The organism is Pirellulales bacterium (assembly GCA_036267355.1).
Classification (GTDB): domain Bacteria; phylum Planctomycetota; class Planctomycetia; order Pirellulales; family DATAWG01; genus DATAWG01.
Genome location: DATAWG010000093.1, coordinates 1 through 14,600 on the forward strand (window position 1 = coordinate 1; position 14,600 = coordinate 14,600).

At 60.8% G+C, this 14,600-nt stretch carries 10 protein-coding genes; 4 read left to right on the forward strand and 6 right to left on the reverse strand.

The features are described from left to right. Window positions 1-704: 704 nt before the first annotated feature. The 3 genes from VHX65_14340 to VHX65_14350 all read left to right on the forward strand — a co-directional run bounded on the left by VHX65_14340 (window position 705) and on the right by VHX65_14350 (window position 4,256). The gene (locus tag VHX65_14340; GenBank protein HEX3999726.1) at window positions 705-2,252 is read left to right on the forward strand and encodes a S53 family peptidase; all 1,548 of its coding nucleotides are present in this window, start codon (window positions 705-707) and stop codon (window positions 2,250-2,252) included. A gap of 325 nt (window positions 2,253-2,577) precedes the next feature. Then, window positions 2,578-3,921: a DUF1501 domain-containing protein gene (locus VHX65_14345; GenBank protein ID HEX3999727.1), complete on the forward strand. Its 1,344-nt coding sequence runs from the start codon at window positions 2,578-2,580 to the stop codon at window positions 3,919-3,921. A gap of 137 nt (window positions 3,922-4,058) precedes the next feature. Further along, window positions 4,059-4,256, forward strand: a complete 198-nt coding sequence (locus VHX65_14350) for a type II toxin-antitoxin system HicB family antitoxin (protein HEX3999728.1) — start codon at window positions 4,059-4,061, stop codon at window positions 4,254-4,256. Window positions 4,257-4,334: 78 nt separating this feature from the next. Here the strand turns inward: VHX65_14350 and VHX65_14355 are convergent, their stop codons facing one another. From VHX65_14355 to cphA, 3 genes are all read right to left on the reverse strand, one after another. After that, window positions 4,335-5,480, reverse strand: coding sequence for an RtcB family protein (locus VHX65_14355; protein ID HEX3999729.1), 1,146 nt, complete (start codon window positions 5,478-5,480; stop codon window positions 4,335-4,337). Beyond that, window positions 5,477-5,911, reverse strand: a complete 435-nt coding sequence (locus tag VHX65_14360; GenBank protein HEX3999730.1) for a hypothetical protein — start codon at window positions 5,909-5,911, stop codon at window positions 5,477-5,479. The genes VHX65_14355 and VHX65_14360 overlap by 4 nt, the downstream gene beginning before the upstream one ends. A gap of 582 nt (window positions 5,912-6,493) precedes the next feature. Next, complete coding sequence (gene cphA, locus VHX65_14365) at window positions 6,494-9,205, reverse strand: cyanophycin synthetase (protein ID HEX3999731.1); 2,712 nt, start codon at window positions 9,203-9,205, stop codon at window positions 6,494-6,496. 1,042 nt (window positions 9,206-10,247) lie between these two features. Here cphA and VHX65_14370 point away from each other — a divergent pair. Then, window positions 10,248-12,656, forward strand: coding sequence for an ABC transporter ATP-binding protein (locus VHX65_14370; protein ID HEX3999732.1), 2,409 nt, complete (start codon window positions 10,248-10,250; stop codon window positions 12,654-12,656). A 167-nt stretch (window positions 12,657-12,823) separates the two neighbouring features. Here VHX65_14370 and VHX65_14375 read toward each other — a convergent pair whose 3' ends face one another. The 3 genes from VHX65_14375 to cutA all read right to left on the reverse strand — a co-directional run bounded on the left by VHX65_14375 (window position 12,824) and on the right by cutA (window position 14,468). Beyond that, window positions 12,824-13,045 carry a hypothetical protein gene (locus tag VHX65_14375; GenBank protein ID HEX3999733.1) on the reverse strand — a complete coding sequence of 74 codons (222 nt, stop codon included), beginning with the start codon at window positions 13,043-13,045 and terminating at the stop codon, window positions 12,824-12,826. A gap of 71 nt (window positions 13,046-13,116) precedes the next feature. Then, entirely contained in the window at window positions 13,117-13,971 is an 855-nt protein-coding gene (locus tag VHX65_14380; GenBank protein HEX3999734.1) for a hypothetical protein, read from the reverse strand. Window positions 13,972-14,114: 143 nt separating this feature from the next. Then, window positions 14,115-14,468, reverse strand: coding sequence for a divalent-cation tolerance protein CutA (cutA, locus tag VHX65_14385; GenBank protein ID HEX3999735.1), 354 nt, complete (start codon window positions 14,466-14,468; stop codon window positions 14,115-14,117). Between the last annotated feature and the right edge of the window lie 132 nt (window positions 14,469-14,600).

A 14,600-nucleotide genomic window follows, 5' to 3' on the forward strand; every position in this document is an offset into this window, starting at 1 on the left:
ATCGCCGCCGACGGCCAACTGTGGGTCGGCAAATTCGCGGACGGTAGTGCCGGAGAAGACAAATCCTCCGGCGGCACATTGCGTTTTTCCTCCTGGGGCCGCTGGCCCGATTTCGAACGCTTGACCGACTTCCGCACGATCGGCTTTTGGCCCGAAAAGGATCAATGACGGACGCTGCAGCGCGGACGATCATCGCGGACGCACGATCCGCGACAAGCATCCGCCGAAATTCCTTCGCCGCCATTTGCAGTCGCAATTCTGCAACACGTGCTCCCTCGCGCGCGCGGTCGTCGCGAGAAATCGCGGAATGCATCCGTCTGGCCTCGTGCGCTCGTGCGCTGCCGAGTGTTGCAGGAATGCAACGGTCTCGCAGCACGGCCATGCTAGCCAATCGCTGGATTTGCCCGGCCGGTGTTTCTGAACTAGGGTTCAATTGAACGGCGGCTTTTCTCCTCTGCCGCCCAGGCTGGTGTCTCCGGCCGAACTGCTTTCGCCATCGCGCTAGCAGCGGCATTCGCGTTGTCGCGTGTGCGTGCTAGCAGGCGAAACTCGCGTTGCGGAATTAGTCGCTTCTCATCATTATCCCACCTCTCGATTTTCACTTTGGGGGCAGCATCATGGCGTTCGGCTCGAATTCATCGCGAGGCAAAAGAAATGGCGCCAGCGCGAAAACGAAGCAATCTCGCGCATCGAACAGGCTCCACATGGAGTCGCTCGAACCGCGATCGATGCTCTCCGCAAACGCGATTCTGGTGCAGCCGAATGTGCAAGGTGTCCTGACCCCGCTGACGACGGCGGCCAGTGTTTCGGTGTACACGCCGGCGCAGATTCGCGCCGCATACGGATTCACGGGCGTTTCCGAAACGGGGGCCGGCCAAACGATCGCCATCGTCGACGCCTACGGGGATCCGACGATTTCGGCCGATCTACACGCCTTCGATCAGCAGTTCGGTTTGGCCGATCCGAAGCTGTCGGTGGTCAACGAGACCGGCGGGTCGAGCTTGCCGGCGGCAAATTCGGGATGGGATATGGAAATCTCGCTCGATGTCGAATGGGCACACGCGATCGCTCCCGGCGCGAACATCCTGCTGGTCGAAGCCAGTAGCGCGAACTTGAGCGATCTGCTTACAGCGGTGAATTACGCCCGCAATGCGGCCGGAGTAAGCGTCGTGTCGATGAGCTGGGGCACGAGCGACTTCACCGGCGAAGCGGCCTACAACTCTTACTTCACGACTCCCGCCGGACATACGCCGGTGACATTCGTCGCCTCTTCCGGCGACAGCGGCGCGGGAGCCAGTTGGCCGGCCATTGCCAACAACGTGTTGGCCGTCGGCGGCACGACACTGAAAGTCACGTCGTCTGGCGGCTACACAAGCGAATCGGCTTGGAGCGGCAGCGGCGGCGGCTATAGCAGCAACGAAACCGAAGCAAGCTATCTCACATCGTTGCAGAGCACCGGTAAACAAAGCGATCCCGATGTCTCTTATGATGCCGATCCGAGCACCGGCTTCTACGTCCGCGATGGCGGCAATTGGTACGATGTCGGCGGCACCAGCGCCGGCGCTCCGCAATGGTCGGCATTGATCGCACTGGCAAACCAGGGGCGAGCAGCGAAGGGTGAAGCGGCACTGAGCAATGCCGATCAATCGCTCTTCAGTCTTCCCAGCAGCGATTTCCACGACATTACCACCGGCAGCAACGGCTCGTACAAAGCGACTGCCGGCTACGACGTTGTCACCGGCCGCGGCACGCCGATCGCCAATCTGATCGTCAACGGCCTGATCGCCGCCGCGAATCCGACAACAGCGACGTCAAGCTCGACGACGACGCTCGCCGCTAAAGTCGCCACCAATGCGGTCGATGGCGGAGGCGCCACGGCTGCGGGCCCGACGGGTTCTGATTCCGGCACAAGCGCCTCGACATCCGGCGCCAATGTATCCACGACCGCGTCGGTTTCCACGGCAACCAACAGCGATGTTGGAATGAGCTCGAACACGAGCATTTCTACCGCAAACGCGGCGATTACACGATCGTCGCTCGGCGGCGATTCGCCGTTCGTCGAATCTGCTGGCGAAGATCAATCGGTTGCGGGCGACGCGATCGGCGTCGGCGAGAACGAGGTGTTCGGCGATCTCCCGGAGGCCAACTTTGCATCGCAGTTCGCGATCGATGCCGATGCGTCGCCGAGTTCGATGCATTTGCACGATGCGATCGAGAACTTGCTCGGTGTGCTCGTGGCGAACGAAGCATAGGCTCGGCCGGCCGCGGCGCCGGCCGCCCGACGCCGTCGTAGAATCGAGCCCCGAAAGAATCTTGAATCTTTCGGGGTTTTTTCTTTTGTTCGCCGCGGGCAGCGGCTAGACTGCCGCTATCAGTTGCTGCAACCGATCGGTTTTGGCCGACCGACTTCGCTTGGTAGATTCGACGGTTCTTGCTATGATGGAGTTGTCGACGAAGCTGTTCCGTTCGCTGTTCCCACCTTGGCGCTTTCGCGTGGCGTGCCCGCCCGCTGCGCCTCACAGCTTCCCATCTTGTTAGCCAATTATTCTCCCCAGCACCCGTGCGAGGGCTATTTCCATGTTGACGATTCAAGGTCAACCGCAACGCCATCCGTTTTGCGATGGTCTGACACGACGCAACTTCTTGAAAATCGGCGGTTTGGCGATGGGCGGGCTGACGCTGCCGCAAGTGTTGCGCGCGGAAGCCGCGGCCGGGATCGCCAAATCGCACAAATCCGTGATCATGATTTTTCTGCCGGGCGGACCGCCGCATCTCGATTTTCTCGATCTGAAGTCCGATGCGCCAGCGGAAATTCGCGGCGAACTTTCGCCGATCAAAACGAACGTCGCCGGCATTGAAATCAGCGAGATGCTGCCGCGACTGGCGCGAATCATGGACAAGCTCGTCGTGCTGCGATCAATCACCGGCGCCACGGGCGATCATTATGCGTTCCAGTGCCAGACCGGCCGCAGCCATCGCCAACAGCCGGCCGGCGGCTGGCCCTCGATCGGGTCGGTCGTTTCGAAATTCCAGGGGCCGGCCGATCCGTCGGTGCCGCCGTTCGTGGGCCTTGCGCCGCCGATGGGACACATGCCGTGGGCCGATCCAGGCCAGCCCGGCTTTCTCGGCATTGCCAACGCGGCCTTCCAGCCGGGCCAAGGCGCGGGCATGAACGATCTCGTGCTGCAAGGAGTTTCGCTCGACCGGCTGCGCGATCGCCGCGCGCTCTTGAGTGGCTTGGACCGCTTTCGCCGGGATATCGACTCCAGCGGCACGATGGCCGGCATGGATGCGTTCGAGCAGCAAGCGTTTGGCGTGCTGACGTCGAGCAAACTTGTCGAAGCCCTCGATCTGTCGAAGGAAGACCCGCGCGTCGTGGCGCGCTATGGCCAGGGCGACCCACAGAATCGCGACGACGGCGGTCCGAAACTGATGTCGCACTTTCTGCTGGCCCGCCGGCTGGTCGAGGCCGGTGCCCGCGTCGTCACATGCGCATTCAGCCGCTGGGATTGGCACAGCCAAAATTTCCAGGCCTGCCGGCAAGACATGCCGCTCTTGGATCAAGGCGTAAGCGCCCTGGTCGAAGATTTATACGAGCGCGGGCTGGATCAAGACGTTTCGGTAATCGTGTGGGGCGAATTCGGCCGCACGCCGCAGATCAACAAGAATGCCGGCCGAGACCACTGGCCGCAGGTGAATTGCGGGCTATTGGCCGGCGGCGGAATGCGCACGGGCCAAGTAATCGGGGCTACGAACCGTTACGGCGAATTCGTCACCCAGCGGCCCGTCACCTTCGGCGAAGTTTTCGCGACCCTCTACCACAACCTGGGCATCGACGTAAACACCGCCACGCTCCACGACCTGACCGGCCGCCCGCAATACCTGGTCGACCACGCCCAACCGATCCACGAACTGGTGTGACACGTGTTGGTCGGGCTTTACGAGCATCCGTCAATGCCAAGGGCGCGTCACCGTTGCGGGTACGCTCGGCGATGACATCCCGAGCGGAATATTTGGAAGCATCCTGACACAAGCAGGCCGGCGGAAATGAGCAAGAAATGACCCGCCAGGCGATCGTTATCGAGAACGCTGGACCGAACTTCGGCGGTTACCTTCCAGACTTGCCGGGATGCGTGGCAACGGGCGCGACGGTCGAAGGAACGGAATCTTTGCTGCGCGAGGCCGTTGCATTGCACCTCGACGACATGCGGGAAGACGGAATCCCGATTCCCGATCCGTCGCGCGTCGTTGAGTAGCTGGAGGTTGAGGCAAGCGGTTGATGGGCCGCCGTGCTGCCGCCTCTGCAAGCTGTCGTGCGCGTACGAGCAGTTTCGCTAGAGCCCTTTGAAGCTCAGCACCGGCCGCAATTGACGAACGATTCGCATCAAGTCTCGCTGCGCCCGCATGACGGCGAAGATGTCTTTGTACGCGGACGGGGCTTCGTCACGGAGTTGGTCGCCGTGGCGATGATCGAACCACACGCCTCGCATTTCTCGCAATAGTTGCCGCTCGCCGATCGATTTCATCGCGGCGGCTCGGCTCAGCGCTCGGCCGGCCCCATGCGAGCTTGAAGAAAGTGCGGCGGAGCAACCTCGCCCGACGGTATGGAAGCTGGCGGTTCCCATCGAACCTGGAATCAGTCCCGGCTCGCCCGCTTTGGCCGAAAGCGCTCCTTTGCGGTGCACCCAATACCGATTGCCGTCGTGCAGTTCGGTACGAACATGGTTGTGATTCGCATGGATCAGCGAATCACGGTCGAGGCCGATCGAAAACAGATCTTCCAGCAATTCTCCGACGGCGGCAAGAATTACCAGCCGGTTTTGGGCCGCATAAAGTTCCGCCCAGGCTGCGTCAGACAGATACGCTCGTCCGGCCTCGGAATCGGCCTCGAAACCGGCCGGCTGTTTCGCCGATGAGGGGTCTCCGGCAATCGCCCCATGATGCGCGCTGATCGCATGTCCCATGCCGCGCGATCCGCTGTGGACCATCAGCCAGAGGAAACCTTCGTCGTCGCTCTGAAATTCCAAGAAATGGTTGCCGCGGCCCAATGTTCCCAGTTGCAATCGCCCGTCGCGCGATTTGAGCCTTTCCAGCCGAGGATGGCTCAACGGCAATCGCAGGAGTTCCTCGGGCAGATTCGCCGCCGCGCTTGTTCGGTGCTGCTTCAACGCTGGAATCGTTCTATACAACCCGGCCAACAGCTTCGCGGCTGGCTGCTCGTCGGCCAGAAGATCGGCTTCTGCCGCACATCGCACTGCGGCCATGCCACAGCCGATATCGCTTCCCACCGCCGCGGGAAAGATTTTCACCCGCGTGGCCACGATCAAGCCGACGCACACTTGTTCGGCCAGGTGAACGTCCGGCATGATCGCGATCCGCTCCACACCTTCAATTGCAGCGAGATGGTCGATCCTTTGCGAAATCTCTCGACTCAGTGGCTCGGCGAGCCATGCATGGATATTCCCGCGATGTTGATTCATGCCGTTCCTTCCGTTGCAGGCCCCACGTCGACCTGAAATAACAATTTCGGCACTCGTTTGCGAGTGATTGCTTCTGCCACGCCAGCACGCAGACGCACCGATGCAGCCCGCAGACGGTCGCCGACTTCGCTCGGGTCGATCATGCGGTCCGGCTGCACCGCGGGGCGAACGATTACCAGCAATTGCGATTCGTCGGGCGCCGGCCGGACATCGGCCACATCGAACAGCGCGAGCAAATCGTCGTTGCCATCGCCGGCCAATAGATAGCTGAGCGCGTCGCGCACCTGACTGCAAAGCTGCAATGTCTTTCGCCCTGATTTTTTTCGCGATCCACCGGAACGGAAAAATTCGCGCGGATCAATTCCGTCATCGGCATTCAACTGGGAACAAAGCGGCGGCAATTCCCGTTGCAAAGGTCTTTTCGGTTTCATGGGTTTCTCTCGAGGAATATCTTGCAGATGGCGAGCGCCGTCTCGGCACTCACGCTGTCGGCTGTTCTTTAGCGTTGGACGAACAACGAGCAATTCGCGACCGGCGCGCCCAGGGCGGCATTGCTGGCCGTTGAATTGGCGAATGACGAACGGCGTCGGAGGCAGCCGTGAATCCGCGCGGGTGCGCCGGAAGCATCAATACCGATGGCGCGAGATGCGAGCTATTGAGATCGCACGCCAATGTGATTCCCGGCATCACCGACGATTGTGCTAAGGCTCGGCGAAAAAAATGACTTCCGCTTTTCGAGCCCCTCACCCGGCCGTCTGCCGCAAGGGGAGAGGGGTCTGTCGAGAAGTTATTTTTCGGCCGAGTCTTAGCCACCAAGATCTGGCCGGCTCAACGACGCAATCAAGCGAAGCATAGGGTGCATCGTCGGCCTCCGTTGGGCTTGAGAAAGTGCGATTGGAAATGTCAGTCGCACATAAGCGAGACAAGTTTTCGCGCCAAAGGGTTCGCGCGGCAGGAGATGGATCGAAAGACAATTTCTCCCTTGCTAGCGCTTCGGGCTCGCCGCCTGCTATTTAATCGACGCCTTGGACGGCCAGCGCGATTGCCGCGTCGGCCGATGCTTCGGCGGCGACGGGGCGAGCGACGGCCAGAGCTTCGCGGAGATCGATCTCGCGGCCGTCGGTGTGAGTGGCGAGGTAATGCTGCAGGAAGGCGACGGTCTCGTCGATCGTGTCGGCCTGGATCATTAGCAACTCGCCAAGGCGAACCGTGCGCAGGGCGGTTTCGATTGCCGTCACCGCTCCGCGGATTTCCTGGATGTCGCGAACGCGATTGCCGCTCGTCAGTCCCTGCTGCAGCAGCCCCATGATTTCGCCCTCGCGGCGGCCGCGAACATAGTGATCTTCGTACAAGATGATGCGGTCGAAAGCGGCGCCGAGAAGTTCGCCTTGGCGGATCATGTCGCAATCGCGGCGATCGCCGGCGCAGGTGTATACGGCCGTGCGGCGTTTGTGCGGGAATTGATCCAGAGCCGCAATCAGGGCCACGAGCGACGACGGATTATGGCCATAGTCCACCACCACCGTTACGCCGTGAATATCGAGCAAGTTGAAGCGGCCGGGAATGTGCTCCATGTCGGCGGTGAACGTTTCCAATCCGGCGCGAATGGCGTCGCGCATCAGGCCGAGGCCCCATGCCGCCCCGACCGAGGCGAGCGTATTTTCCACTTGAAAGCCGATCCGGCCACCATGGGCCAGCGGCACTCGATCGAGCGCCACGAGCGGCACTTCCAATTCGCGCTCGCAAAGTAGAATCGTGCCATCGCGCACGATCACGGCCCGGCCTCCTTTTTGCCGATGTGCCCCGACCACCGGATCATTCGGATTGAGCGAGAAAAACACGACGCTGCCGCGGCAATACGATGCCATATCGGCCACGAGCTGATCTTGTGCATTGAGCACCGCGACGCCGCTGGGGCCGAGCGCCTCGACGATCGTGCGCTTGACGCGCGCTAGTTTTTCGAGTGTGTCGATATCGTTCAAGCCGAGATGGTCGCCTTCGCCGATGTTGGTCACGACGGCGACATCGCAGCGATCGAAGCCGAGCCCGGCCCGCAGAATGCCGCCGCGGGCAGTTTCGAGCACGGCCGCATCGACATGCGGATTGAGCAGCACGGCTTGGGCGCTTTGCGGTCCGCTGCAATCGCCGGTTTGAATTCGCCGGCTATCGACGAAAATCCCCTCGGTGCAGGTCATGCCGACACGGCGGCCGGCGCCACGCAGGATATGGCCGATGAAGCGGGTGGTGGTCGTCTTGCCGTTGACGCCGGTGACGGCGACGATCGGAATCCGACCGGTTTCGCCTTCGGCGAAGAGTGTGCCGAGAATGGCCTCGCCGACCGGGCGCGGTTTACCCGACGACGGCTCCAAATGCATCCGCAGTCCCGGGGCGGCATTCACTTCGACAATCACGCCCCACTGCTCCTCTAGCGGGCGGCCGACATCTTGCGCAACCACATCGACTCCGGCAATATCGAGTCCAACCACCCGCGCCGCTTCGACGGCCCGCTCGGCAACCGCGGGATGAACCAGGTCAGTCACGTCGGCAGCGGTGCCGCCGGTGCTCAAATTGGCGTTTCGCCGAATGAGCACTCGGCTCCCAACCGGCGGGATGCTCTCGGGCGCGAAGCCCTGTGCGGCGAGCACTTGCAATGCGACGGGGTCGAGTTGGATCTTGCTAAGTGCGGTCGCATGATCGTCGCCCCGGCGGGGATCTTCGTTCACGCGGCGAATCAATTCGTTGATGGAATGCTGGCCATCGCCGAACACCATTGCCGGTTCGCGACGGGCCGCGGCCACCACGCGATCGCCGACTACCAGCAGGCGATAGTCTTCGCCCGGCGCGAACTGTTCGACCATGATATGCGAACTCTCTTCCCTCGCCGCCTCGTATGCCGCAACGACCTGTTCGCGCGTCTTGAGATTGGTTGCGACGCCGCGGCCTTGATTGCCGTATTGCGGCTTGACGACGACGGGCAGGCCGATTTTTTCGGCGGCTGACCAGGCGTCGTCGGCGCTTTCGACCGTGCGGCCTTCGGGCACCGGCACTCCAACGGACCGCAACAGCGTGCGGGTCAATTCTTTATCCTGCGCGATGGCTTCGGCAATGGCGCCGGTGCGATCCGTTTCCGCGGCGAGAATCCTCCGCTGCCGGGAACCGTAGCCCAATTGCACGAGGCTTTCATTGTTCAATCGCCGCGCCGGAATACCGCGGGCTAGCGCGGCGTGGACGATCGAAGCCGTGCTGGGGCCAAGACGCGATTTCTGATTCACCTCGCGAAGCGTTTGAACTTCCGCGGCGACATCGAACGGCGTGTTATGGATCGCGGCCAGGCAAAGGAGCCGAGCGGACTCGAGTGCCGCTCGGCCAAGCGATTCTTCCTCGAATTCGACCGCAACTTTGTACACGCCGTCTTCAAGCGTCTCGCGAGTGCGGCCGAAACCGACATCGCTGCCAGCCAAGGTTTGCAATTCCAACGCCACGTGTTCGATGATGTGCCCCTGCCAAGTGCCGCGGCGGAGCCGTTCAAAGAACCCCCCGCGCTCGCCGATACTGCAGCGGTGCTCGATCATCGTGGGCAGCCACGCCATCAGCCGTTCGTTGAAGCCGGGGAGTTGATCGGAGGGAGAATCCTTGAATTCGCCCAAATCGAGCCAACCTTCCAACACGGGGAAGTTGGCCCAATAGTTTGGCCCACGCAACGCCAGCACCTTCCTGAATTCCATAGTTGTCTGACTCACAGTTGTCTAACGTTGGCGAAAAGAAGCACGAAAAGGGGGGCGAACTCGGTTGCAGGCGCGAATGATTCTACCTTTCTTGCAGCGAAACAAGCCTTTGAGAATTTCGGACGGCGCCATGGCCGCTGGTGAAAAGCAACCAATTTTGAGTTTGTCGGCTAAACGGTTCGACGTTGTTAAGTATTCGGATTGCCACGCCATTTACTACAACCCCGAAGGTGAGCACCTTCGGCAAAAGCGGCCACGGGAATGCCCTATTCTGCCATGCGTCGAGAAGCGCGGATACAGTATCAACCGGCGGGCTGGGTGCATGTTCCGAAGCACAACATAAATTAAGTGCCGATTGATCGCCGACGCGTCACCATTGATCGCCTGCGATCGGCGCATCAGCAACCGGTCGCACAGCTTGTCGGGGCAAGCTGGCGAGATTGTGCGGGGGCAAGCCGAGTCGAATCTATACATTTTCGGACTGGTTCCAGCCGTTCGGAGGTATGCCTCTTACCTCGCTCAGCCACCCGAACCCTTCCTTGGGCGCCAATCGCAAGGCCGGAACGCCCGGCTTCGAAATCCCCCGTGGCAGCAAACCGCTCAAGCATATGGCCGGCAGAAACCCGGCCGAAAAGGCCTACCTGCCCGAGTCGGTTTAGCGCGGAGCCGGCGAAAGCCCGCCCGTTCTCCCGAAACCGTCAATTTACAATACCACGACTATCTAGAAATGACAAAAACCACGATTTCGTTCCACGGATTTTGTGCGCTGCATTCTCATTCCACTCGACGCTTCAGCGGCGGTCCGATCGCCATTCGCGCAGCACCAACCGAGCGGAATGGTTGATATGGTAGCTCTGAGTCTAACGGATTTCAAGGATTTGCGGGTTTTTTCGATGTTCCGGACTAGGGAGGGCGGGAGTGCGGTAAGCCGCATCGTGGCTTTGTTCTCGATAGCCGGGCGCGCTCTGGCCAATACCCGCCGGCAAGGCGTAAGATTGGTTTCGCAATACAGGTAATTGTTTCCGATGCCAGCGAGGCTGTTTTGGACGGATCGACGAACCCGGAGAGGTCGCTCCCTGAACTCTGGCGCCACGAGCTTCAGCATCAGCTCGAGGCCGCGGAGCATGTGCTGGCTTGGTTCGAGCCGGACCTTGATCAACGGCTCGCCTACGCAAAACGGCTCGTGGTTCTAACCGACCGCCGAATCATCGGCTACGGGCGACGAGATGCCCTGGCGGTCGGTCGCCCGCCGGTGGAAACCGCTGCCCGTGATCACGGCGAGAATGAAAACGGTCTTGCGGTTGCTGGCGAAATCCGCGGCGTCGATACAGCCTGGCCTGCAGCCGATGCCGCACAGGTTACGGCGCTGGCGGTCGAAGCGGCGAACGAACCCCCCCCAGTCGACTCGCCGATTTGGCAGTCGTGGCCGCTCCACGATTCGCTGATTGTCGAATGCCGCGATCGCGGCGGGGCGGGCTCGCTTGAGGTTCGCACGCCGATCCAGCGCCTCTGCCATTGGCGATACACGCCAATTGCCGCGACCGCGGCGCACCAATTTGTCGGGCGAGTGAATGCCGCGCGGCAGAAATCCGGCAGCGTGGCGGCGCCCGTCGCGGTTTGCCCGAGTTGCGGGTCGCCGATCACATCCGACGACGGCGTTTGCCAGTCGTGCTCGGCCGTGCTGTCGCCGCCGGCGATTTCGTCGCTCTATCGGCTGATCGGCTTTGCCCGGCCATGGGCAGGCTGGATTGCGCTCGGATTTGGGCTCACGCTGGCAGGTACGGCGGTGGGTCTGATTCCGTTCTATCTAACCAAGCCGCTGCTCGACAATGTTTTGAGCCCATTCGAACACCACCAACCCGTCAGTCAATGGCTGGCCGTGTGGCTGTTGGCCGGTTTTGCCGGCGCCGCGCTAGTGGCATGGCTATTGGAATGGCCGCGAACCTACATTTTGGCCTGGGTCAGCGAGCGGATAAGTGCCGACTTGCGCAAAAAAACATACGCACATTTGCAATGGCTGTCGCTCGAGTTTTTCGGAGGCAAGCGGACCGGCGATTTGATTGCCCGCATCGGCAGCGATACCGAGCGAATCTGCAATTTCTTATCGATCAATCTGGTTTCGTTCGGGTCGGATTTGGTGATGATGCTGATGACGGCCGTGCTAATGCTCACGATGGATCCGCGATTGGCCGTCGTCTCGTTGGTGCCGTTTCCAGTCATTGTGTGGCTGGTCTATCGGGTGCGGGCACGATTGCGGCGCGGATTTCGGCAAGCGAGTGTCGCCTGGGGTGATCTGACAAGCGTGTTGGCCGATACGATCCCGGGCATCCGTGTGGTAAAGGCATTTGCTCAGGAAGACCGCGAGATCGAGCGGTTCGGCCGCAGCAATCGCCGCGTCGTGGACATCAACGACCGGGTGAATGTTATCTGGTCGTTCTTCGGGCCAACCGTAAAGTTCTCAACCGACATCGGCTTGTTGATCGTCTGGGGGTTCGGCTGCTGGCAGGTGTTCCACCATGGCGTGACCGTCGGCACGCTCAGCGCCTTTGTGCTTTTTATAATCCGATTTTTCACGCGTATCGAATCGCTGATCTTCATGGTTTCGGCGACGCAGCGAGCAGCCGTTTCTTCGCAGCGGATCTTCGAGATTCTCGACCGCGTGCCGAGCGTTGCCGATCCGGTTCGGCCGGTGCATCCGGGCCGGCTAAAGGGATCGATTGAGTTGCGCGGCGTGCGCTTCAAATATGGCACTCGCGAAGTGTTGCACGGCCTTGATCTGTCGATTCAGCCGGGCGAAATGATCGGCCTGGTCGGGGCCAGCGGCGCCGGCAAGAGCACGCTCATCAATCTGATCTGCCGGTTTTACGACGTTGCCGAAGGAGCGATTCTGGCCGACGGCATCGATATTCGCTCGTTTCCCAAAGCCGAATATCGGGCGACCGTGGGCATCGTGTTGCAAGATCCATTCTTATTTTACGGCACGATCGCGGAGAACATCGCCTATGGCCGCCCCAATGCATCGCATGAGCAAATCGTGGCCGCGGCCCGCGCCGCCCGGGCCCATGAATTCATCCTCCGCCTGCCCGACGGCTACGACTCGCTCGTGGGCGAACGGGGGCAAACGCTTTCCGGCGGCGAACGCCAGCGAATTTCGATCGCCCGGGCCCTGCTGATCGATCCGCGAATCTTGATCCTCGACGAAGCCACATCGTCGGTCGACACGGAAACGGAGCGCGAGATTCAAACCGCCCTGGAGAATCTGATCCGCGGCCGGACGACGTTGGCCATCGCGCATCGTCTGAGCACGCTTCGCCGGGCCGATCGGCTCGTGGTGCTCGAGCGCGGTCGGATCGTCGAAATCGGCAACCACCAGGAACTGCTCGAACGCAACGGCGTTTACGCCCGGCTGCACCAAGCACAATTGGAAGTCGTGCAAGGCGTCGGCGTGTAAGATTCCCGAGCCCGCGGCGCAAGCAAGGAAGGTTTTTGCGAGAGCAAAAGCGACGCGCGAAACCGCACGCGGACGGACAACCGCCTCTCGGCTCGTAGCACGCTTGCGGTTTCGCGCTTGATGTCCACCGCGCAGCGCGGATTGCCGTACGCAATTTCGCGGAAAGCTCAGCCGCCGGGCGGTGCCGGGGCGGGAGACGGAGTGGCCGCAACCGTCGCGCCGGGCGGCACTTTCACCTTAAACTGATAGACGTTCATCTGCAAATAGAGGCACAGGCAGCCGACGACGATGAACATCAGCGAGAGGACCAGGAGCACGGTGTAGACGTTGGCCCGCTGCTTTTGGACAAAAACACCGCGGCCTTCGGGCTTAAGCTCTGCTAATGACACGTCGCACCTCGCTCAAGAAAAGTCGTTGCCTCCCCCGTCCTCACCCTGTCCCGTCGCCCTCACCCTGGCCTTCAGGCCTTTAGCCGCGTTGCCACCTGATCGCCGTTGCGGATCACGTCTTGCTGAAGCTCTTTGATCACTTTGCCGACGGCCCGATGCGGCTGGGCTTCGAGCACTTGCATCCGGCCGAGATACTTGTCGCCGCGGTAGATTTCCAAAGTGTTGCCGAGGCGCAGGCCATCGTCGGTGCCGAGCGTGATCTCGGCATGGTTGTCTTTATCGACCGCGATAATCTCGCCGCGGACCGTCGGGGGCTGGCCGTTGACCGGATCGTCGATGGTCATGTGCAGCTTGCCCAACAACACGACAGCCTTAGCGACATCGCCGGCCAACTGCGTGTCGCGCTGTTTGAGGTCGCTCAATTGGCCCATGGCGATATTGAGCTTGTCGGTCGCGGCTTGGGCTATTTTTAGCTGCTCATCGGTGGCCTTGTTGGCCATGCGAATGTCTTCGCGCAGGTCGGCGTCTTGCTTGCGAAGATCGGTGAGGCTTTTTTGGGCCACTTGCAACGCGTCGGTGGCCTTTTCCAGCTTCGATTGCTGGGCCGCCAGTTCTTCTTTTTGGTGGTCGAGGTTCGTTTTGAGTTCGTTCCGTTCGGTGGCCAATTTGGCTTCGGCCTCGAAATGGGCCTGTTTTTCGATACTCAGCGTGGTGTCGTATTGCTGGATTTCGTTCTTCAGCTTTTGCTCTTCGCCGCGTTCGTTTTGCAATTGCATCTGAAAGCCGACCGGCATGCCCGGGCCACCCTTGCTCGTGATGGCTTCGTACCAATTGTGCTGAGTCGAATAAACCATGATGCCCATGGTCATGAAGACCGTGCTGGCGATGAAGATAAGGACGATGAAAATCTTGCCGACGAGGTTCATCTCAACTGCTCCTTGGAAGCCGCATCGCGCTTGCTGGAGCGCGAAACCTGGCGCACAAATGGTGCCCAAACGACTGGGGCAATACGGAAAAAGCGGCGATGCCAAGCGAAGATAATGCTTGAACTGCCATCGCTCGATTATAGCTACGGCGATTTGGCATTGTCAAATTTTGGATTGTCCTCCACCAACGATCGCTCTAGCCATTGCATGTAGTCCACGTGGCCCTCGACAACCGGCAAGGCCAGGATTTCCGGCACTTCATAGGGGTGCAGCCGCCGGATCGCCTGTTCCACTTGGGCGTAGCGATCGCGGGTGGTTTTGATCCAGCATTGCCATTCCGTGGCGGTTTCAATCTGCCCCTGCCAGCGGTAAATGCTTTCCACCGGCCCGGAAATCTGTACGCACGCTGCCAGCCTCGTTTCGATCAAGGCTTGGGCGATTTGCAAGGCAAGCGGTTTGTCGGGAATCGTGGTCAGAATTTGAATGGTGTCGGGCATGGGAACTAGGGTCAGGGTTTAGGGTGAGGGGTTAGGACGAGGAAGATCGCGCCAAACGACTGGCGAGCCGGCCACTGCTATTCTAACCCCTAACCCTATCCCCTCACCGTATCCCCTCACCCTAGCCGCCCT

What these genes read in the sequence shown, in the direction of transcription:
- cphA (HEX3999731.1), bottom strand. Translation starts at nt 9,205, where the DNA reads ATGGAATTCAGGAAGGTGCTGGCGTTGCGTGGGCCAAACTATTGGGCC.
- VHX65_14350 (HEX3999728.1), top strand. Translation starts at nt 4,059, where the DNA reads ATGACCCGCCAGGCGATCGTTATCGAGAACGCTGGACCGAACTTCGGC.
- cutA (HEX3999735.1), bottom strand. Translation starts at nt 14,468, where the DNA reads ATGCCCGACACCATTCAAATTCTGACCACGATTCCCGACAAACCGCTT.
- VHX65_14360 (HEX3999730.1), bottom strand. Translation starts at nt 5,911, where the DNA reads ATGAAACCGAAAAGACCTTTGCAACGGGAATTGCCGCCGCTTTGTTCC.
- VHX65_14340 (HEX3999726.1), top strand. Translation starts at nt 705, where the DNA reads ATGGAGTCGCTCGAACCGCGATCGATGCTCTCCGCAAACGCGATTCTG.
- VHX65_14380 (HEX3999734.1), bottom strand. Translation starts at nt 13,971, where the DNA reads ATGAACCTCGTCGGCAAGATTTTCATCGTCCTTATCTTCATCGCCAGC.
- VHX65_14355 (HEX3999729.1), bottom strand. Translation starts at nt 5,480, where the DNA reads ATGAATCAACATCGCGGGAATATCCATGCATGGCTCGCCGAGCCACTG.
- VHX65_14345 (HEX3999727.1), top strand. Translation starts at nt 2,578, where the DNA reads ATGTTGACGATTCAAGGTCAACCGCAACGCCATCCGTTTTGCGATGGT.